General features: G+C 62.1%; 21 protein-coding genes. 17 read left to right on the forward strand and 4 right to left on the reverse strand.

The window, feature by feature from the left end; genetic code table 11:
- The first annotated feature begins 104 nt into the window (after positions 1 to 104).
- The 8 genes from urtE (at position 105) to REH34_RS13360 (ending at position 8,074) form a co-directional block, all read left to right on the forward strand.
- The gene (gene urtE / locus REH34_RS13325) at positions 105 to 803 is read left to right on the forward strand and encodes an urea ABC transporter ATP-binding subunit UrtE (RefSeq protein ID WP_226505591.1); all 699 of its coding nucleotides are present in this window, start codon (positions 105 to 107) and stop codon (positions 801 to 803) included.
- Positions 804 to 848: 45 nt separating this feature from the next.
- Positions 849 to 1,688 (forward strand): urease accessory protein UreD, encoded by an 840-nt coding sequence (locus REH34_RS13330; RefSeq protein ID WP_311971875.1) that lies wholly within the window; start codon positions 849 to 851, stop codon positions 1,686 to 1,688.
- Between the two features lie 139 nt (positions 1,689 to 1,827).
- Positions 1,828 to 2,130 carry an urease subunit gamma gene (locus tag REH34_RS13335; protein ID WP_226505589.1) on the forward strand — a complete coding sequence of 101 codons (303 nt, stop codon included), beginning with the start codon at positions 1,828 to 1,830 and terminating at the stop codon, positions 2,128 to 2,130.
- A gap of 9 nt (positions 2,131 to 2,139) precedes the next feature.
- Positions 2,140 to 2,673 (forward strand): N-acetyltransferase family protein, encoded by a 534-nt coding sequence (locus REH34_RS13340; RefSeq protein ID WP_311971876.1) that lies wholly within the window; start codon positions 2,140 to 2,142, stop codon positions 2,671 to 2,673.
- Positions 2,674 to 2,677: 4 nt separating this feature from the next.
- Positions 2,678 to 3,214, forward strand: coding sequence for a GNAT family N-acetyltransferase (locus tag REH34_RS13345; protein ID WP_226505587.1), 537 nt, complete (start codon positions 2,678 to 2,680; stop codon positions 3,212 to 3,214).
- The gene (locus REH34_RS13350) at positions 3,211 to 3,516 is read left to right on the forward strand and encodes an urease subunit beta (RefSeq protein ID WP_226505586.1); all 306 of its coding nucleotides are present in this window, start codon (positions 3,211 to 3,213) and stop codon (positions 3,514 to 3,516) included. Before REH34_RS13345 ends, REH34_RS13350 begins: the two co-directional genes overlap by 4 nt.
- Positions 3,517 to 3,622: 106 nt before the next feature.
- Complete coding sequence (gene ureC / locus REH34_RS13355) at positions 3,623 to 5,323, forward strand: urease subunit alpha (RefSeq protein ID WP_311971877.1); 1,701 nt, start codon at positions 3,623 to 3,625, stop codon at positions 5,321 to 5,323.
- A gap of 120 nt (positions 5,324 to 5,443) precedes the next feature.
- On the forward strand, positions 5,444 to 8,074 hold the full coding sequence (locus tag REH34_RS13360; protein WP_311971878.1) for a membrane-targeted effector domain-containing toxin: 2,631 nt from the start codon (positions 5,444 to 5,446) through the stop codon (positions 8,072 to 8,074).
- Between the two features lie 53 nt (positions 8,075 to 8,127).
- Here REH34_RS13360 and REH34_RS13365 read toward each other — a convergent pair whose 3' ends face one another.
- Complete coding sequence (locus REH34_RS13365; RefSeq protein ID WP_311971879.1) at positions 8,128 to 9,087, reverse strand: DnaJ C-terminal domain-containing protein; 960 nt, start codon at positions 9,085 to 9,087, stop codon at positions 8,128 to 8,130.
- Between the two features lie 272 nt (positions 9,088 to 9,359).
- On the opposite strand from REH34_RS13365, the gene REH34_RS13370 reads away from it, so the two are divergent.
- Complete coding sequence (locus REH34_RS13370; protein WP_311971880.1) at positions 9,360 to 10,631, forward strand: Hsp70 family protein; 1,272 nt, start codon at positions 9,360 to 9,362, stop codon at positions 10,629 to 10,631.
- Between the two features lie 130 nt (positions 10,632 to 10,761).
- Here REH34_RS13370 and REH34_RS13375 read toward each other — a convergent pair whose 3' ends face one another.
- Both REH34_RS13375 and REH34_RS13380 read right to left on the reverse strand, forming a co-directional pair.
- Positions 10,762 to 11,772: an AI-2E family transporter gene (locus tag REH34_RS13375; protein ID WP_226505581.1), complete on the reverse strand. Its 1,011-nt coding sequence runs from the start codon at positions 11,770 to 11,772 to the stop codon at positions 10,762 to 10,764.
- 195 nt (positions 11,773 to 11,967) lie between these two features.
- Positions 11,968 to 12,258 (reverse strand): PsiF family protein, encoded by a 291-nt coding sequence (locus REH34_RS13380; RefSeq protein WP_226505580.1) that lies wholly within the window; start codon positions 12,256 to 12,258, stop codon positions 11,968 to 11,970.
- A 195-nt stretch (positions 12,259 to 12,453) separates the two neighbouring features.
- Here REH34_RS13380 and osmE point away from each other — a divergent pair, with 195 nt between their 5' ends.
- Entirely contained in the window at positions 12,454 to 12,795 is a 342-nt protein-coding gene (osmE, locus tag REH34_RS13385; RefSeq protein ID WP_226505579.1) for an osmotically-inducible lipoprotein OsmE, read from the forward strand.
- 176 nt (positions 12,796 to 12,971) lie between these two features.
- Positions 12,972 to 13,505, forward strand: coding sequence for a bacterioferritin (locus REH34_RS13390; RefSeq protein ID WP_226505578.1), 534 nt, complete (start codon positions 12,972 to 12,974; stop codon positions 13,503 to 13,505).
- 185 nt (positions 13,506 to 13,690) lie between these two features.
- Here the strand turns inward: REH34_RS13390 and REH34_RS13395 are convergent, their stop codons facing one another.
- On the reverse strand, positions 13,691 to 15,766 hold the full coding sequence (locus REH34_RS13395; RefSeq protein ID WP_311971881.1) for an AsmA family protein: 2,076 nt from the start codon (positions 15,764 to 15,766) through the stop codon (positions 13,691 to 13,693).
- Between the two features lie 332 nt (positions 15,767 to 16,098).
- On the opposite strand from REH34_RS13395, the gene REH34_RS13400 reads away from it, so the two are divergent.
- The 6 genes from REH34_RS13400 to REH34_RS13425 all read left to right on the forward strand — a co-directional run bounded on the left by REH34_RS13400 (position 16,099) and on the right by REH34_RS13425 (position 20,066).
- Entirely contained in the window at positions 16,099 to 16,599 is a 501-nt protein-coding gene (locus REH34_RS13400; protein ID WP_311971882.1) for a hypothetical protein, read from the forward strand.
- Between the two features lie 166 nt (positions 16,600 to 16,765).
- Entirely contained in the window at positions 16,766 to 17,392 is a 627-nt protein-coding gene (locus REH34_RS13405) for a TetR family transcriptional regulator (protein ID WP_226505575.1), read from the forward strand.
- Between the two features lie 174 nt (positions 17,393 to 17,566).
- Positions 17,567 to 18,067 (forward strand): urease accessory protein UreE, encoded by a 501-nt coding sequence (gene ureE / locus REH34_RS13410; RefSeq protein ID WP_311971883.1) that lies wholly within the window; start codon positions 17,567 to 17,569, stop codon positions 18,065 to 18,067.
- Entirely contained in the window at positions 18,064 to 18,738 is a 675-nt protein-coding gene (locus REH34_RS13415; RefSeq protein ID WP_311971884.1) for an urease accessory protein UreF, read from the forward strand. Before ureE ends, REH34_RS13415 begins: the two co-directional genes overlap by 4 nt.
- A gap of 10 nt (positions 18,739 to 18,748) precedes the next feature.
- On the forward strand, positions 18,749 to 19,363 hold the full coding sequence (ureG, locus tag REH34_RS13420) for an urease accessory protein UreG (RefSeq protein WP_226505572.1): 615 nt from the start codon (positions 18,749 to 18,751) through the stop codon (positions 19,361 to 19,363).
- A gap of 133 nt (positions 19,364 to 19,496) precedes the next feature.
- Positions 19,497 to 20,066: a HupE/UreJ family protein gene (locus REH34_RS13425; protein ID WP_226505571.1), complete on the forward strand. Its 570-nt coding sequence runs from the start codon at positions 19,497 to 19,499 to the stop codon at positions 20,064 to 20,066.
- The last annotated feature ends 227 nt before the right edge of the window (positions 20,067 to 20,293 follow it).

A 20,293-nucleotide genomic window follows, 5' to 3' on the forward strand; every position in this document is an offset into this window, starting at 1 on the left:
TGCTCCCACAGGTGTACGCCTCAGGTGCGGCGGACTCTGTGGGAGCGAAGCTTGCTCGCGAAGAGGCCGGACCAGCCGGACAAAAATTCAGGAGAGTCACCACCATGCTGCAAGTCGACACCCTGCACCAATACTACGGCGGTAGCCACATCCTGCGCGGCCTGAGCTTCGAGGTGAAAGTCGGCGAAGTCACCTGCCTGCTGGGCCGTAACGGCGTGGGCAAGACCACCCTGCTCAAATGCCTGATGGGGCTGATCCCGGCCAAGGACGGCAGCGTCAACTGGGAAGGCAAGGCCATCACCGGTTTCAAACCGCACCAGCGTGTGCACGCCGGCATCGCCTATGTGCCTCAGGGCCGGGAGATTTTCGGCCGTTTGACCGTCGAGGAAAACCTGCTGATGGGTCTGTCGCGCTTCCCCGGCAGCGAAGCCAAGGAAGTCCCGGCCTTTATCTACGAGCTCTTCCCCGTACTGCTGCAGATGAAGCACCGCCGCGGTGGCGATCTGTCCGGTGGCCAGCAGCAACAGCTGGCTATCGGCAGGGCCCTGGCCAGCCGCCCGCGCTTGCTGATCCTGGACGAACCCACCGAAGGTATCCAACCGTCGGTGATCAAAGAGATCGGCGCGGTGATCAAGAAGCTTGCGGCCAAGGGTGACATGGCTATTCTGCTGGTCGAGCAGTTCTATGACTTCGCCGCCGAACTGGCCGACCAGTACCTGGTGATGTCCCGTGGCGAAATCGTCCAGCAGGGCCGCGGCGAAAACATGGAGGCCGAGGGTGTACGCGGCCTGGTAACCATCTAATCTGCCTGACGAGCGTCCCTTGACCAGAGCCCTGTACGAAAGCCCATGAATTTACCCGTTTCCTCTGTCCTCTATACCCCCAGCTGGCACGCTGAACTCGAGCTGGGCTATGCCCGTTTCGACGCCAGCACCCGGCCGGTATTGCGCCGCCACAAGGGCCCGCTGCGGGTGCAGAAGCACCTGTACGCAGAAGGCCCCGAGGTGTGCCAGCACATCATCGTGCACCCGCCGGGGGGCATTGCCGGTGGCGATCGCCTCGACATCACCGCCAGCGTCGGCACCAACGCCTGGGCGCAGTTGACCAGCCCCGGCGCGGCCAAATGGTATCGCGCCGCCGGGCCGGCCTATCAACAGCTGAAATTGCACGTCGCCGCCGGCGCGACCCTGGAATGGATGCCTCAGGAGACGATCGTCTACAGCGCCGCCCAGGCCGAGTTGCAGACCGTGATCGAGCTCGAAGGCGATGCCCGCCTGCTGTACTGGGACGTGGTCGCGCTGGGTCGACCGGCAGCCGGCGAGCGTTTCGATCGTGGCCACTTTCAATCGCGCCTGGACATTCGTCGCGACGGCCGCGCCCTGTGGCACGAACGCCAACGCGTCAGCGGCGATGACGGCTTGCTCGATTCGCCCATCGGCCTGGACGGTCAGCCGGTGTTTGCCACACTGTTGATCACCGGCACGCTCGACCCCGAACTGTTGCAACGTTGCCGCGAGCTGCCCAGCAAGGTGCGCGGCGACCTGACCCAGCTGCCGGACCTGCTGGTGGCGCGCTGCCTGGCCAGCGAGGCCCTGCATGCCCGCGACTGGTTGATCGCGCTATGGACCCTGCTGCGTCCCGCCCTGCTCGGCCGCGAAGCGCTGGCCCCCCGAATATGGAGCACCTGATGGCGACTTATCGCGGTATGACGCCTTCGCAGGCAAGCCTTGCTCCCACAGGATTGCACCATCTGTGGGAGCACGGCTTGCCCGCCAAGGGGCCATCGGCAACACCCCACATTCCAACACTTTCAACAACGGATACCCCATGGACCTGACCCCCCGCGAAAAAGACAAGATGCTCATCTTCACCGCCGGCCTCGTCGCCGAGCGGCGGCTGGCGCGCGGCCTCAAGCTCAACTATCCGGAGGCCATGGCGTTCATCTCCGCAGCCCTGCTGGAAGGTGCCCGCGATGGCCAGACGGTCGCCGAGCTCATGCACTACGGCACCACGCTGCTGAGCCGCGAACAAGTGATGGAAGGCATCCCGGAGATGATCCCCGAGATCCAGGTCGAAGCCACCTTCCCGGATGGCACCAAGCTCGTCACCGTGCACCAACCCATTGCCTGAGGCCCTCGCATGTCCTTGCTCATACGCGACGCGGTGCACGCCGACCTGCCGGCCATTCGCGACATCTACAACGACGCGGTGCTCAACACCACGGCGATCTGGAACGAACAACCGGTCGACCTCGGCAACCGCCAGGCCTGGTTCAGCGCGCGCCAGGCCCAGGGCTACCCGATCCTGGTGGCGATCGACGCCCAAAACAGCCCGGTCGGCTACGCTTCATTCGGTGACTGGCGGCCTTTCGAGGGTTTTCGCCACACCGTCGAGCACTCGGTGTATATCCGCGACGACCAGCGCGGCCAGGGTATCGGCCCGCAGTTGATGAACACGCTGATCGAGCGCGCCAGGGCCTGCGACAAACACGTGATGGTCGCCGCCATCGAAAGCGGCAATGCGGCGTCCGTTCGTTTGCACCAACGCCTGGGTTTCACGATCAACGGGCAGATGCCCCAGGTCGGCACCAAGTTCGGGCGCTGGCTCGACCTGACCTTCATGCAGTTGATCCTCAACCCCGGTGCTCAACCTTCTGCGAGTCCCTCGGAGTAAGTCCATGAATGCTGCCCAGTTGCGTCGCGTTACCGTTGAAGGCTTTGCTCACTATCAGCAGGGCCTGTACGAATTGCTCGAAGACGCGGTGCGACAGGGCGCGTCGATAGGCTTTCTGAAGGATTTCGACCGGGCCCAGGGGGTCGCTTACCTGAGCGAGCTCAAGGGCCAGCTCGAAAGCGCCGAGCGCCTGCTGTGGGTGGTGGTGCACAACGAACGAGTGCTGGCCAGCGTACAACTGGCGCCCTGCAATAAAGCCAACGGCCGCCACCGCGCCGAGGTGCAAAAACTGCTGGTGCACATGGACTTTCAGCGTCACGGCCTGGCGACTCAGTTGATGAACGGCGCCGAGCTCGTCGCCCGCCAGAAAGGCCTGAGCCTGTTGTTCCTCGACACCGAAGCCCGCTCCCCCGCAGAAGCCTTCTACAAGGCAGCCGGATACACCCGCGTCGGCGAAATCCCCGACTATGCGGGGCGCCCGGACGGCACCCTGATCAATACCGCCCTCTATTACAAACTTCTTCAAGGATTGCCCGCATGATTCCTGGCGAATACCAGATCCAGCCCGGCGACATCGAACTCAACGTCGGCCGCCGTACCCTCAGCCTGAGTGTGGCCAACAGCGGCGACCGCCCGATCCAGGTCGGCTCGCACTATCATTTTTTCGAAACCAACGATGCGCTGACATTCGACCGCGCCGCGACCCGGGGCATGCGCCTGAACATCCCCGCCGGCACCGCCGTGCGCTTCGAGCCGGGCCAGAGCCGCGAAGTGGAGCTGGTCGATCTCGCCGGCCTGCGCAAGGTCTACGGCTTTGCCGGACGGATCATGGGCAGCCTTTAGGAGCAGCTGCGAGCTGCAAGAAACAGCGCGGTGCTCACACATTTTGCTTTTACTTGAAGCTTGCAGCTAAAAGCTTGCAGCTGCTTCAAAGCTGAGGAACGAAGATTTGAAGATTTCCAGACAAGCCTACGCCGACATGTTCGGCCCCACCGTTGGCGACAAGGTGCGCCTGGCCGACACCGACCTGTGGATCGAGGTCGAAAAGGACTTTACCCATTACGGCGAAGAAGTGAAATTCGGCGGCGGCAAGGTGATCCGCGACGGCATGGGCCAAGGCCAGCTGCTGGCCGCCGAAGTGGTCGACACGCTGATCACCAACGCCCTGATCATCGACCATTGGGGCGTGGTCAAGGCTGACGTCGGCCTCAAGGACGGGCGCATCGCCGCCATCGGCAAGGCCGGCAACCCGGACATTCAGCCGGATGTCACCATCGCCATCGGCGCCAGCACCGAAGTCATCGCCGGTGAAGGCATGATCCTCACCGCCGGCGGTATCGACACCCACATCCACTTCATCTGCCCGCAGCAGATCGAAGAAGCGCTGATGAGCGGCGTCACCACCATGATCGGCGGCGGTACCGGGCCGGCCACCGGCACCAACGCCACCACCTGTACCTCGGGCCCTTGGCACCTGGCGCGCATGCTGCAGGCCGCCGACGCCTTCCCGATGAACATCGGCCTGACCGGCAAGGGCAACGCCAGCTTGCCCGAACCGCTGATCGAGCAGGTCAAGGCCGGTGCCATCGGCCTCAAGCTGCACGAAGACTGGGGCACCACTCCAGCCGCCATCGACAACTGCCTGACGGTGGCCGACCAGTACGACGTGCAGGTGGCCATTCACACCGACACCCTCAACGAATCGGGCTTCGTCGAAACCACTCTGGGCGCCTTCAAGGGCCGTACCATCCATACCTATCACACCGAAGGCGCCGGCGGCGGCCATGCCCCGGACATCATCAAGGCGTGCGGCCTGCCCAACGTGCTGCCGAGCTCCACCAACCCGACCCGGCCGTTTACCCGCAACACCATCGACGAACACCTGGACATGCTGATGGTCTGCCATCACCTCGACCCCAGCATCGCCGAAGACGTCGCTTTTGCCGAAAGCCGCATCCGCCGCGAAACCATCGCCGCCGAAGACATCCTCCACGACCTCGGCGCGTTCTCCATGATCAGCTCCGACAGCCAGGCCATGGGCCGCGTGGGCGAAGTGATCACGCGCACCTGGCAAACCGCCGACAAGATGAAAAAACAGCGCGGCCCGCTGGCCGAAGACGTGGCCGGCAACGACAACTTCCGCATCAAGCGCTACATCGCCAAGTACACCATCAACCCGGCCATCACCCATGGCATCAGCCACGAAGTGGGTTCGATCGAGATCGGCAAATGGGCCGACCTGGTGCTGTGGCGCCCGGCGTTCTTCGGCGTCAAGCCTACGCTTATCCTCAAGGGTGGAGCGATCGCCGCCAGCCTGATGGGTGATGCCAACGCCTCGATCCCGACCCCGCAACCCGTGCACTACCGGCCGATGTTCGCCAGCTATGGCGGCTCGCGCCATGCCACCAGCCTGACCTTCATCAGCCAGGCAGCACTGGAGGCCGGCTTGCCGGAACAGCTGGGGTTGAAGAAACAGATCGCCGTCGTGAAGGGTTGCCGCACGGTGCAGAAGACCGACCTGATCCACAACGGCTACCTGCCGCAGATCGATGTCGATCCGCAGACCTATCAGGTCAAGGCCGATGGCGTGCTGCTGTGGTGTGAACCGGCGGATGTACTGCCGCTGGCACAGCGGTACTTTTTGTTTTAGCGCGCTCACGGGCGTTATGCAGGCAACGCGCCTGCAGGCGCCTGCAGGTATATACCGCATCAGCCTCCACATCGCCCCCTAACCTCGCTGACTCCTGACATTACAACCAAGGAAACAGCCATGTCGGACACCCAAGCAACCGAGAACGCGATCGCTCTGTCGCCTGAAACACCTGAGCAAACCCTCGCCGCACTGACCCTGGCTGCCACTGATTTCTATACCGCCTTCCCGGATGTCAACCAGTGCGCTCGTCAGGAAGCAGCCCGAATCCTCAAGGTCCATACTGGCCGTGATCTGGATCCGGATACTGTGTACTGGCACCGGTTTTCCAATGCCATCAGCAACCCACAGACCTTCACCGGCTGGGAGCACTATGGTGTGCCCGACCAATCCCGAACCATGACCGAATTGACCCAGCGCCGCTTCGACGTCAACGATCAAATCAACGCCATCGATCTGGACAGCATGAGCGGTTTCTACACCGCAGACAGCACGGCTGGTCACTTCGACCAGCGCAACGAACTGGCTTTGTCGCCACTGACCATCATGAATGACTTGTGGGAGGGCAATTTTGCGCAGGCCTATCAGACGCAACTGGAAGCGTTCTGGACCGCTCAGGGCGACAGCGGGCGATTGGTGGCTAAAGCCCTTTGCGTGAGCTATGCCTTCGAGGCAATGCGCCGTCGATTGCTCAGTCGCCGCGCCTTCAAACAATTCATCTTCAGCGTGGCGGGCCCGTTGAAGCTCCCTCCGACCATTGCACAATTGAAACGCGCCGTCACCAGCAGAGAGCTGGCCGAAGTCTCCGATCTGACCCTGGGCGGAATAGCTGCCACGGGCATCATACGGGTGAAAAATGCTCAAGGGCATCAAACCCTCTACCTGCCCCCTGACTGGTTCCACACCTTCCACTCCGAACGCGAAGTCTATGAATGGTTCTGCGTTCAGGCGGCCGACCCGGCGCGGCGTGAGCATCTGCTCTCGCATTTCACGGCGCACCATCAAACCGATTCTTCGACCCTCGAAACCCTGAACTCCACGCTCGACACCATGCAGCGCACGCCTTGGGTCGCCGGGCAGACCATGCTCAATGGTGCCAGCCAGCCGATTACCAAGGACGTGTTCAGCTATCTGATTGACAACCTGCGCGCTCGCCTGGAAACCGAAGCGCAGACGATGCTCACCAGTAACTGGCAGCTGCGCAAGGACATCTTCCTGGTCGACCTCAGCGCCTTCGTCCGTGTTACCGCCGGAATCGCACCGGGTGATTCATTGGTCGCGGCATCCGTCGTCGGCGCCTCGGCCATCAGCCTGGGAGCCCACCTGGCCGTCGTCCTGCACGGCAAAACCCACGAGCAGCGAAGCAAGGCCGCGGTAGCCGCAGCACTCGACGCGCTGTCATTGCTGTTCAGCCTGCCCATGCTCAAGGGCAGCGGCAAGCATATCCTCAACGAGTTCGCCGACCTGGCCGAAGAAGCACCTGCCGTCGTCGAGACCCAATCGCCCATGCCCTACGCGGTCGATATCGACCTCTCCGTCCTGCCCACCGAAATCAATGGCGCCGGCGGTCTGTTCTACGTGAGCGGCGACAAGCGCTATATCCAGCTCGCGCAAAAAGTCTATGAGGTGGAGTTCATTGAGGTCCTGGACCGCTGGGTCGTGATCAACCCGCTGACGCCCGACAACCTGACCGGCGCCTGGCCCGTCGAGGCCAACTGGCGCGGCGTGTGGGAACCCTATGTTGAAGAAGTCATCGACCCGCTTGCGGTCGGCGCCGACGAAGAGTCAGCCTCTGGCGCAATCACGCCGCAAATGGTCGAAGCGCATCGACTCGATATACAGCTGCGACCCTACGAAGTTTCGATGAAATACGTAGAGCTGATCGAACCCCTGATCGGCCGAGACAGTGCGCGACTGATGAGCTCAACGCTGGACGATACGTTCGCCATGGCAAGAAATGAACTGCTGGTCGCGCGTAACGAGTTGGCCGCACACGCGCGGCTCTTCTTCAACCTTCCCAAGGAGCCGCGCAGCGTCCTGGTACCTCGATTCAACGAACTGACAACCCCCGATACGCTTTTCGAAGCGGTCTACGATCAGAGCCAAGGCCTGGTCATCGGTGAAGCGAAGGATGCAATTGGCAGCAAGAAGCTGTTGATCAAGTACATGGGCGACCTGAAATCGCAGGGCGTACAGACTTTGTACACCGACCTGCTGATCAAGGAACTGCATCAAGGCTGGCTGGACCATTACCTGGAGACCGGCCTTATGCCCAGCGGACTGTACAACTACCTGACCCGCCTGACCCGGCAGTCGATCCTGGCGAAGTACACCCCCTTGGAGCTCATCAAGATGGCGCGCCTGCAAGGGATCAAAGTCAAGGCACTCGATTGTGCCGCTGCCCACCAGGTGCATGGTTTGAGCCAGACTGAAGCGGGAATCGGTCAGAAAATGCGCAACTATTACGCCATTCAGCGTATACGCGCCCACCAGGCAGCGCGCCCGGCCAGCGGCTGGATTGCGTTGGTCGACCACACCAAGGTCAGCACCTACGAGGACGTACCGGGTTTGGCGGACCTGTCAGACACGGTGGGGGTGAGGGTCAAGGATGTATCACGCAATACGCCGTTCACTATCAGCGAAGACCCTGGCCAGCGGTTGGCAGGGTCCCAAGGTAACCTCAGAACCGATTTGCAGATCGAGATGGGGACCTTGCCCGAGGGCTCGGTGATGTCGAGCGCCAGCGTCTGACCCAAGGCCGCGGCCGCCCTCACTTGCAGTGAATGGGCGGACGCTGCTGTCGATCAGCGGCTCCAGTTGGCCCGTGGATCGAACTCGGCGTTGTTCGCCAACGATTCCCACAGCGCCTGCGCTTCGGCGTCGTTATGGGTGGGCATCACCACTTTGATCTGCGCGAACAGGTCGCCGCGCTGACCCTGCTTGTTCAGCAGACCGTTACCCTTGACCCGCAGGCGCTGGCCGTTCTGACTGTCCGGGCGGATGGTCAGGTTGATGCGCCCGGTCAGGGTCGGCACTGCCACCTTGGTGCCCAGTGCTACTTCCCAGGGCGCCAACGGCACCTGGAGGATCAGATGGTCGCCATCCACCTCGAAAAACGGATGTTTTTCAAAGTTGATAGTCAGGTACAGGTCACCCGTGGCACCGCCGCCGATGCCCGGCGCGCCTTGGCCTTTGAGGCGAATGCGCTCGCCGTCCGCGACCCCGGCGGGGATCTTCACGTTGAGGGTTTTCAGCGAATCCGCCACGCGCTGCCCAGCCCCATTGTGCTGCGGCACCTTGAAGCTGATCTTCTTCGATTCGGTCGCCAGAGTTTCCTCCAGCGACACCGGTAGCTCCATCTGCACATCCTGGCCATCGCGGCCACGGCTACGCCCTTGAGCGCTGCCGAACGGATTGCCGCCCGGCCGCCCGCCGCCGGAACCGCCGAAAATGGAGCTGAAGAAGTCGGAAAAATCGGCGCCTTCGTCGAAACCGCCACCGCCGCGACCCTGCCAGCCCGGCGGGCCCTGGAACGGCCGCCCGTGCTGGCCGTATTTGCGCAGCTCGTCGTACTCGGCGCGTTTTTCCGGGTTGCTCAGGGCCTCATAGGCCTCGGAAGCTTCCTTGAACTTGTCTTCAGCACCCGCCTCCTTGCTGACGTCAGGGTGATACTTGCGCGCCAGCTTGCGGTAGGCGGACTTGATCTCTTTTTCATCCGCCGTCGGCTCTACGCCGAGGATCTTGTAGTAGTCTTTGAAATCCATTGGAGGGTAACCACCTTCGTTTACCGGGGTCGCGGCGCCAGCGTTCACGGTGTGAGACGCTGAAGCGCGATGGAAGTTTATCGGCCCTGCGGGGGCGTGAATGAATACACCTGTGCGAAAAGAATCCCGCAGGCCGGATCGATAAGACTAAATTGGGGGTCGTTGATGTTCTTTCAAGGCATCCAGCGGGTAAATAACGGATATTCGGCCTTCGATTCTGTCAACGACTGGCATACACTGCGCGGCCGTTTTTTACCGGAACCCTCGACAACATGAAAAACGTATCCCCGGCCCGTGCCTGCGGCATCGACTTCGGCACCTCCAACTCCACCGTCGGCTGGCATCGCCCTGGCGAGGAGTCGCTGATCGCGCTGGAGGACGGCAAGATCACCCTGCCGTCCGTGGTTTTTTTCAACCTCGAGGAGCGCCGTCCCGCCTATGGCCGCATGGCTCTGCACGAGTACCTCGAAGGCTATGAAGGGCGCCTGATGCGCTCGCTCAAAAGCCTGCTCGGTTCCAAGCTGATCAAGCATGACACCAGCGTGCTGGGCACCGCCCTGCCGTTCAAGGACCTGCTGGGGATGTTCATCGGCGAACTCAAGAAGCGCGCCGAAACCAACGCCGGTCGCCCGTTCGACGCCGTGGTGCTAGGCCGCCCGGTGCATTTCGTCGACGATGATCCGCTCGCCGATCAGGAGGCCGAAGATACCCTGGCCGAAGTGGCGCGCAAGATCGGCTTTAGCGAGGTCTCGTTCCAGTACGAGCCGATCGCTGCGGCCTTCGACTACGAGTCGACCATCGAGCGCGAAGAGCTGGTGCTGATCGTCGACATCGGCGGGGGTACCTCGGACTTCTCGCTGGTACGCCTGAGCCCTGAACGTCGCGACCACGATGACCGCCAGGATGACATCCTCGCCACCGGCGGCGTGCATATCGGCGGTACCGACTTCGACAAGCAGCTGAGCCTGCAAGGCGTGATGCCGCTGTTCGGCTACGGCAGCCGCATGAAAAGCGGCGCGTTCATGCCCACCAGCCTGCACCTCAACCTGGCCACCTGGCACACCATCAACTCGGTGTACTCGCAAAAGTCCCAGCAGGCGCTGGGCAGCATGCGCTACGACATCCAGGACACCGACGGCATCGACCGGTTGTTCAAGCTGATCGAGCAGCGCGCCGGGCACTGGCTGGCGATGGAAGTCGAAGAAACCAAGATCCAGCTCACCGAACGCGACCAGCGCCTCGTGGCCCTTGATCGCATTCAGCCGGAGTTGAGCGTCGAACTCACCCGAGCGCTGTTCGAACAGTCGATCAACGGCTTGCTGGAGCGGGTGCGCGGCAGTGTCACCAGCTTGCTGGACAAAGCCGGCGTGCGAGTGGACCAGGTCGATACGGTGTTCTTTACCGGTGGTTCGAGCGGGATTCCGGCATTGCGCCAGAGCGTCTCGGCGATGCTGCCCAACGCGCGGCATGTGGAAGGCAACATCTTCGGCAGCATCGGCAGCGGCCTGGCGATCGAAGCGCGCAAGCGTTATGGGGATATGTAAGGTTTGGTGATGATGGCGTTCTCGCGGGCCTCTTCGCGGGAAAGCCTTGCTCCCACAGGTGTGAAGGCTGGACCTGTGTACATCTGTGGGAGCAAGGGTGCGCGTTCGGCGGCGAAGAGGCCCTTGAGGGTTACACCAATCCCTGCAATCGCAGCTCGCTCTTGAGATACGCGTAATAGATGGGCCCCGCCACCACCCCAGGTAGCCCGAACGCGGCCTCGAACACCAGCATCGCCAACAGCAGCTCCCACGCCTTGGCGCTGATCTGCCCGCCGACGATCCGCGCGTTGAGGAAATACTCGACCTTGTGGATCACGATCAGATACCCCAGCGCCGCCACCGCCACCCAGATCGACAAGGACAGGCCGACGATAGTGATCAGCGCGTTGGACATCAGGTTGCCGATCACTGGCAGCAGCCCCAGCAGGAACGTCAGCACGATCAGGGTCTTGGTCAGCGGCAACTTGATCCCGCACAACGGCAGCACCACCGCCAGGAAGATCGCGGTAAACGCGGTGTTCAACAGCGAGATCTTGATCTGCGCGAAAACGATATTGCGAAACGCCTGAACCAGCAGCGACAGGCGATCGAACAGCGCGGCGGACAACGGCTTGCGCTGGGTCGGATCGGGCAGGTTCTGCAAGGCGACGATGGCACCCAGGACCATGCCGATCAGCAGGGTCACGAAGGTGTGGGCAGCGTCCTTGCCCATCAACTGCAGATCGGTGAGATGCTTGCCCAGCCAGCCGCTGATGGCGATACGGAACTCGGCGGCACTGGCCGGCAGGTAGGCGTCGATGAACGGCGGCAACTGGCTGCGTGCGCGATCGACCACGCCCATGAATTTGTCCAACGAAGCGCCGGGGTTTTCCGCCTCGTGCAGCACGAAACTGATGATGCCGGCAAAAATCAGCGCGAGCACGCTGACCACCAGAGTGCCCAGCAATGCCACCGCCAGCCAGCGCGCGCGGCGCCCTGCGATCAGGCGTTGCAGTTGCGGGGTGAGCATATTGACCAGCTCGAACACCAGCAGTCCGGCCAGCAGGCTGGGCAACAAGCGCAACGGCAGCACCAGATACAGCCCGCCCATGACAATGACTAGACTGGCCAACAATACGTGACGCTGGGAGAACGTTGGCATACAGCCTCAAGACAAACGGCGTGAAGGGATGGGCAGTCTGCCAGCCTTCGCGCTGTAGAGCCAGTGGGTACGGTATTGCCCGGGGGTGCCCCCTCGCGGGTAAGCCTCGCATCCACAGAGTCGAGCCATACCTCTGTGGGTGCGAGGCTTGCCCGCGAAGGCGTCAGTCAGTCATGCCCAGCGTTATCGAAACGATCACTTCTTCTTCAAACACCCACTCATGAACGTCTTGCGCGCATCCCCTTTCAGTGCCTGGGTGGTCGCGTCGGCGTTGCAGGTCTTCATCTTGTCCTGCTGGGTGGCGGCCGGTGCCGGCGCGGCTTTCAGGCAACTGCTCATGAAGCTCTTGCGCTCATCGCCCTTGAGTGTCTTGGCGCTGGCATCGGCATTACAGGTCTTCATTTTCTCCTGCTGCGCGGTCGCGGCGAACGCCTGCGAACCCATCATCAACCCCGTCAAGATCATCGCGACATACGAGCATTTCATGGAGTGGTCTCCTTTTGGCGCGGCGAATAGCGCGCCCTCAGCCTGGAGTGTAGACAAACTCGCTTACAAATCTCTTTCGCAGGCAAACCTGGCGCACCAGTCTTTAACCCGGCGCAAGATTTTTCGAACTCTGGCGCCGCGCCGTGGCCCTACATATTACATGGCCACTATCGGCCACGCGTAGGAGCGACCTTTATGTACAAGCAAGCATTGGCAGCATTTTGTGTATTGGCATCCGTGGCCGGCTGCTCGACCACCCCGGAAAACCCCGTGGACTTCGTCACCTACCGCAACGAGCCGCTGGTCAAGCAGGTAGAGACTGGCATGACCATGCAGCAAGTGATCGCCATCGGCGGGTCGCCGTCGACGGTAAAGGATGGCACCGCCACTTCGGCCGCCGGCACCTGCAACAACTATGTGCTTAACCGCGACGGCAAGCAGCAGGCCTATTACGTCAGCTTCGACGGCACCGGCCATGTCGACAGCAAAGGCTTCATGACCTGCGCCCAGCATGCGACCAACCAGAAAGCCATGTAACACGCCCTCCCGCGCTGGCGCGCCGCGTTGAAGTTGCCGTTGGATGCACTCGGTAAAACTTTCGCCGCGCCAGCCACTCACACCTTAAGCATCGACCACACCCGGCGCCTGCACCATGGCGCGTAGAGAGTGTGGCGCTCACCGTGATCCGACCGTATCCAGCCTGGAGAGAGATAATGACCATTAATCTGCAACTCACCGACAAGAACACCCTGCGTGAACGCGCGCGCGTGAATGTCGACAAAGGCGCCGTGACTGAAGGCTATAGCGGCGACCGCGAAGAAATCATCCGCTTGCTCAACGAGTCGCTGGCCACCGAGCTGGTCTGCGTGCTGCGCTACAAGCGTCACTACTTCATGGCCAACGGCCTGAAATCCAGCATCGCTGCCGACGAATTCCTCGAGCACGCGCAGCAGGAATCCGAACATGCCGACAAGCTGGCCGAGCGCATCGTGCAGCTGGGCGGCGAGCCGGAATTCAACCCTGACCTGATCAGCGGCCTGTCCCACGCGCAATATGTGGCAGGCAGCACGCTTAAAGAGATGGTTTACGAAGACTTGGTGGCCGAGCGCATCGCCGTCGACAGCTACCGCGAAATCATCCAGTACATCGGCGAGAAAGACCCGACCACTCGCCGCATCTTCGAAGACATCCTGGCTCAGGAAGAAGAGCACGCTGATGACATGGCGGATATCTACAACAGCCTGTGATGTCAGGGGCGAAAAAAACCAGGCGAGTGCCTGGTTTTTTTGTGCCTGCCCGGTCGCACCGCCCCTGTAGAACCGAGCTCTGACCGGGACTGACGCGACGCGGTGCAACTGGAGGCATGCGTCGACGCCAAGGACGCCTTCGCGGGCAGAAGCCCGCTCGCACATCGGCAATGCGCCCAGACTACTCAGTTGGACGACACCGTCTTTGGCGCCTTGCCGTCACGCATCTGCTGCAGCAGCGGCGTGCACTGATTGGGCTCGTTACCGCCACTCGGCGCTACCAAGGCCAGCAGCCCTGCCGCCGGCCCTGCCACCGCGCCCAGCGCAATCATCCCGGCGCCACGCAGCAACAGCGGCACGGCCTGCACGCCCGCTCCCGGCTTGGCGAACGGCCCGCGCACATACAGCGGCGAGCGCAGCGACAGCAAGCGGAAGCCTTTGGATTCCGGGCTGATCTTCATGTCCAGTTGCTCGCTCTTGAAGTTGGCGGTGCCATCGATATAGATGATCGCGTTCTCGGTATCGAACACGAACAGGTTGGGCTTGGCCAGGCCGTCCTTGATGCCCAGGTCGGCGGCGGCGCAGTTGATCTTCACTTCTTTGTCGCCGAAAATCTTGCCGACCACGAAATTACCGACATTGAGGCCGGCGATTTCCATCAGGTCGCGGCTGATGGTGCCGTCGTTGATCAACATCTTCAGATTGCCGTTGGCGCTGCCCAGCAATGCGGCCACCGAGTTGCCGGTACCGGCGATATCAGCGTCACCGTTTAGCTCGCCGAAACTGGTCTGCATCGGCGCGAACGAAGGCGCCAATTGCTTGAGCTTGAAGCCGCGCGCGGTGACCTTGGCGTGACCTTGCAGCGGCGTGGTGCGGCCGTTGAGATCGATCTGGGCGTCCAGCTTGCCGCCCGCCACGCCAAAGCGCAGCGGCTCGAGGCGGATCTGGCCGTTGTCGAGAATCACATGGGTATAAAGATCGGTGAACGGCAGCTTCTCGCTGTGCACGATGCGCTTGCCAGTGAACTCGACATCGGCATCCATGGCCGCCCAGCGATCGGTCTTGAATTGCTCGACCGGCAACACTTTGTCCGTCGGTTGCTTGCTGGCGCCGCCCCGAGCTTTCTGCTCGGCGTTGGAGTCGGCACCGATCAGCGGTGCGAGGTCGGCGAACAGCAGTTGATTGGAGACCAGCGCGCCGCTCAGTCTCGGCCGTGGCTGGCTGGCGACGAAGCCCAGATCACCGTGAATATCGCTATCGCCGATCTTGCCGTTGAAGCCTTCGTACTTGAACGATGCCCCGCCCGCCTCGTGCAGCTTGGCGATCAGGTGTCCGTCGGTGGAGTAAGGCGGCGAATCCGGCAGTGTCACGCCGGTCAGTGGATAAAGGTTGCCCAGGCTGCTGCCGGCCAGACGCAGGCGCAGGTCCAGGGCGCCGAGGTTGCGCGGGTCGGTCAGAGTACCAACCACGCCGATCCGGGTTTGGTCGACCTTCAGATCCATCTGCACCGGGAACGGCTGGGCGGCATCCTGCAACGCCAGCAAACCGCCGATTTTGCCCGTGGCATCCAGTGCCTGGCCTTTGTAGCGGCCTCCCACCTTGAGCCCGAACGCATAGTCCTGAGCGCTGCCGCCCTGATCGCTGACCTTCTTGGCCGCGCCGTTGCCGGCAATTTCGCTGTAGGGAATCGGCTTGCCGAGTGGATCGATCACGACGTCGATCTGCGCATTGAGCGTGGCGTCGTTATAGGTGACATGACCTTTGTCGAAACCAATGGCGCCGATGTCGATCACCCAACTGGAGGGCTCGGCATTGGGATCCTTGGGGTCGAACTGGAAGGTCCAGTTGGCGCGACCATCGGCCAGCCGCTGCAGATCCGCACTAGGTTCGGTCAGGTCGATACGCGGAATGACCACGCGCTCGGCCAGCAGCGGCAAGGGCGCCAGGCGAAACTCGATACGCTTGAGGCCGGCCATTTGCGGGTTTTTTGACCAGTCGGGGTTGCCCAAGGTGATGTCCTCGGCCACGAAGTGCGGCCACGGCACCCACGCACGCCAGCCGCCCTCTTCGGGCTCGCGCTGCCACACCACCGCCAGATTGCCATTGATGGCGAACGGTCGATGCAGGGCTGCCGAGACCTTTTCGTTGATGGTCGGCTTGAGCCGGTTCCAATCGAAGGTGGCAATGACCACCGCGATAATGACCAGCAGTACCGCGAGGGTGGCTAGCGTCCAGCTGATGATTTTTCCTGTGCGCGACATTGCGGCTTTCTCCTGATGACAGCGGCCTACTCAGGTGTGAGCGCGCTCTAGCTATATAGGCTGTGACTGATAAATGACCCATGGGTTTCGATTTTCGCAGCCGGTATCGAATGTTCCGATGTATCAACGCGCTCGATGATGAGGCGTTCGGCGTCGGAAAATCCCCGAAGCAGGGCGTTTTCAATCGGCTGGAACCCTTGATTGGCGTGCCCTGCAGCAAACAATCAATTTGGTTGATTGTTACCATTGCTGTTATGAACTTTTATATCAAATTCTCGGGAGTAGTATTGGCTCCGTAGACAACTTAACGCCCTTCCCCGGAGCAACCCATCATGAAACGCCAAATGCTGCTTACCCTGACCCTCTCGATTCTGGCTGCAAACGCTTTTGCTGCACCGGTCACTCATCAAGACCTGTCGAGCCAGATGAAAACCAGCGCTGCCTCGATTTCGCACACTTACACCATTGCGCAGGACGGTGCTGATCGTTCGCTGAACACCGTTGCTCAAGACGGCGCTGATCGCCAGCTGAACTCGGTCGCTCAAGACGGTGCTGATCGTCAGCTGAACTCGGTCGCTCAAGACGGCGCTGATCGCCAGCTGAACTCGGTCGCTCAAGACGGTGCTGATCGTCAGCTGAACTCGGTCGCTCAAGACGGTGCTGATCGCCAGCTGAACTCGGTCGCTCAAGACGGTGCTGATCGCCAGCTGAACTCGGTCGCTCAAGACGGTGCTGATCGCCAGCTGAACTCGGTCGCTCAAGACGGTGCTGATCGCCAGCTGAACTCGGTCGCTCAAGACGGTGCCGAGCGTAACCTGACTCAAGTGAGCTAAGTTTGACTGCCCCGAAAAAAGCCCGGCAAACCCACCGGGCTTTTGTTTTGTCCGCAAAACGTCGCTAACTGAACACCATCCCGCGCCATTCCCGCATCTCAGGTTCGCCCCCCTTCCAGTGATTTGCTAAAGTGCAAGGCTGCCCTCCCAGAAAGCCAGCCAGCCCATGCTCCCGCGCGCCGAACAGAAATTGCAGACCCGACAGGCCCTTCTGGAAGCCGCACGGCAACTGATGGCGTCCGGCCGAGGTTTCGGCAGCATCAGCCTGCGCGAAGTGAGCAAGGCGGCGGGTATCGTCCCCACTGGCTTCTATCGGCATTTCGAAGACATGGACCACCTCGGCCTCGCCCTGGTCAGCGAAGTGGGCGAAACCTTTCGCGCCACCATCCGCCTGGTGCGGCATAACGAACTGATCCTTGGCGGCATTACCGACGCCTCGGTGCGCATCTTTCTTGATGCCGTGGCTGCCAACCGCCCGCAATTCCTGTTTCTCGCCCGTGAGCAATACGGTGGCTCGCTCCCCGTGCGTCAGGCCCTGACGACCCTGCGCAACGGCATCAGCTCGGACCTCGCCGCGGACCTCGGACAGATGCCACGCTGGCAGCATCTGGATGCCGCCTCGTTGTCGGTAATGGCCGACTTGGTGGTCAAATCGGTATTCGCCACCCTGCCCGAGCTGATCGATCCGCCGCCGCACCCATTGCCCGCGTATCTGTCACCTGAAGCCAAGATCATCCAGCAGCTACGCTTCATCTTCGTCGGCGCCCGCCACTGGCAGGGGTTAGGCAGCTGAATGGGCCGTAACGCACCAAAAACGAACACAACTATGGCCCAGGCCCCAAATCGGAACACCTGAGCGCCCTTAATTCACGCGCATGGCGCGGCTTTTCTAGCATTTTCGAGCTAGCCTTCGATTGGCAAGACACTTGCTCTGTCATAGCCACCGCAATTAGCTGGAAGCCTTTGAATGTTGGTTATCCACCGCAGAATCGAAAAAAAACCTGACTGGTCGGCTGAAATTCACCTGAATTTCGAGGCCCGCAGCAAAAGTCGCCTGCGCTGTTTTAGTGCCGACGGCGAGGATGTCGGGTTGTTCCTCGAACGCGGCCAACCACCGCTCTACGACGGCGAATGCCTGGAGGCAGAAGACGGCCGCGTGGTCCGAGTGGTGGCCCGCCCCGAGCAATTGCTGCACGTGACCTGCGCCAACGCCTTCGAACTGACCCGCGCCGCCTACCATCTGGGCAATCGCCACGTTGCCCTGCAGGTAGGCGACGGCTGGCTGCGCCTGCTCGACGATTACGTACTCAAGGCCATGCTCGAACAGCTCGGCGCCACCACCATCGCCCTGGAGGCACCGTTCCAACCGGAGCACGGTGCCTACGGCGGCGGCCATCATCACTCACGTCATGGCGATGAAGACTTCAACTACGCGCCCAAGCTGCATCAGTTCGGCGTGCGTAAATGAATCCGGCCTGGGCCCTGCTGCGGCTGGCCAGTCCGCAATTGCCGATTGGCGGCTACAGCTATTCCCAAGGGCTGGAAATGGCCGTCGACGATGGCCGGGTGAACAGCCCGCAAGCCGCCGCCCGTTGGATCAGCGATCAATTGCTGCTCAACCTCGCCCGTTTCGAAGCGCCGCTGCTGCTGGCCCACTGCCAAGCCGCCCTCGATCAGGACTGGGCGCAGTTGCGGGTGCTCTGCGAACAACACCGCGCCAGCCGCGAAACCCGCGAGTTGCAGCTCGAAAGCCGGCAGATGGGCTATTCGCTCAAGCAATTGCTGCTCGGCCTTGCAGAGCTGGACAACCCTGCGCGCGAATTCCTGCAGGCCACCGACGAGCCACATCTGGCCCTCGGCTGGGCACTGGCTGCCCGCGCCTGGCAGATCGAACCGGCCGATGCCCTCGCCGCCTGGTTGTGGAGCTGGCTGGAAAACCAGCTGGCCGTGCTGATGAAAACCCTGCCGCTCGGCCAACAGGCCGCGCAGCGATTGACCAGCGAATTACAGCCCCACCTGCAGCGCGCCCAGCAGCTGGCCACCACCCTTGACCCTCAACACTATGGCAGCGCCGCGTTTGGCCTGTCCCTGGCGAGCATGGCCCATGAACGCCAATACAGCCGCCTGTTCCGTTCCTAGGAGAATATCGATGAACTCTCAGCCTCTGCGCGTTGGTATCGGCGGCCCGGTCGGCTCCGGCAAGACCGCCCTCACTCTGGCCCTGTGCCTGGCCCTGCGCGAGCGGTACAACCTGGCCGTGGTCACCAACGACATCTATACCCGTGAAGATGCGGATTTCCTGGTGCGCAACGAGGCCCTGGCGCCGGAGCGCATCATCGGCGTCGAAACCGGCGGCTGCCCGCACACCGCGATTCGCGAAGATGCGTCCATCAACCTCGAGGCGGTGGACCAACTCAATCGGCGCTTCCCCGGCCTGGACCTGATCCTGGTGGAATCCGGCGGCGACAACCTGTCGGCGACCTTCAGCCCGGAACTGTCGGACCTGACCATCTATGTGATCGACGTGTCGGCGGGCGACAAGCTGCCGCGCAAAGGCGGCCCGGGTATCTGCAAATCCGATCTGCTGGTGATCAACAAGATCGACCTGGCGCCACTGGTCGGTGCCTCGCTGGAAATGATGGATAGCGATACCAAACGCATGCGCGGTGAAAAACCTTTCGTCTTCAGCAACCAGAAAACCGGCCAGGGCCTGGAGACCATCATCGCCTTCATCGAACGCCAGGGGCTGCTGAGCGCCGCTTAAGTATTCGGTGATCCCTGCGCCGCCACACGCGCGGCCCTCCCACAGAGCATGCGTAAAGCTGTGGGAGCACGCGTCGCAAGCGAACGGGCCCGCCCCAACACCGCAAATCAAAGCTCATCAAGGAAGCCCGAACATGAACCTGAAAAAAGTCCTGGCCGCTGTGGCCCTACTCCTGGCCCCCGCCGCCGCCTTCGCCCACCCCGGCCACGGCACTGGCCTGATCGCCGGCATCGCCCACCCGCTGACCGGTATGGACCACCTGCTGGCGATGATTGCCGTCGGCCTTTGGGCTGCACAACAACAAGGCGCGGCACGCTGGGCACTGCCCTGCACCTTCGTCGGTACCATGCTGATCGGCGGCGTGCTGGGTTTCGAAGGGCTGCAACTGCCGGCACTGGAAAGCGGCATCGCCGCCTCGGTGCTGGCGCTGGGCCTGGCTGTGGCGCTGGCAGTGCGTCCCCCCTTGGTGCTGGCTGTGACGGCGACCGCACTGTTCGCCCTGTTCCACGGCGTTGCCCACGGCCTTGAACTGCCCGAAATGTCCAGCCCTTGGACCTACGCGGTGGGCTTCGTGGCCGCTACCGCCGTGCTGCATGCCGCCGGATACGGCCTGGTGCGCGTATTGCCGCAAGCCGCCGCGCCGCTGGTGCGCGTACTGGGCGCACTGTCGGCGCTGGCCGGGGTGTGGCTGCTGGCTGCCTGATCCCTCTACGGGAGCGGCTCTGCCCGTGAAGCTTCAAAGGCTTCGCGGGCAAGCCGTGCTTCCACCGGTGGACGACTCAGGACCAGACGACTGTGCGGGAGGGAGGTTGCGCGTTCGGCGGCGAAAGGGCCATCGGCATCACCGCAACTCAACCATCCGTGTACTGCCCCCCCACCCCTGCTACCATATCGCGCATCCATCCCTGCCCGACGCGATGACTTCTAGCC

Origin of the sequence: Pseudomonas baltica (genome assembly GCF_031880315.1) — a bacterium.
Taxonomy (GTDB): domain Bacteria; phylum Pseudomonadota; class Gammaproteobacteria; order Pseudomonadales; family Pseudomonadaceae; genus Aquipseudomonas.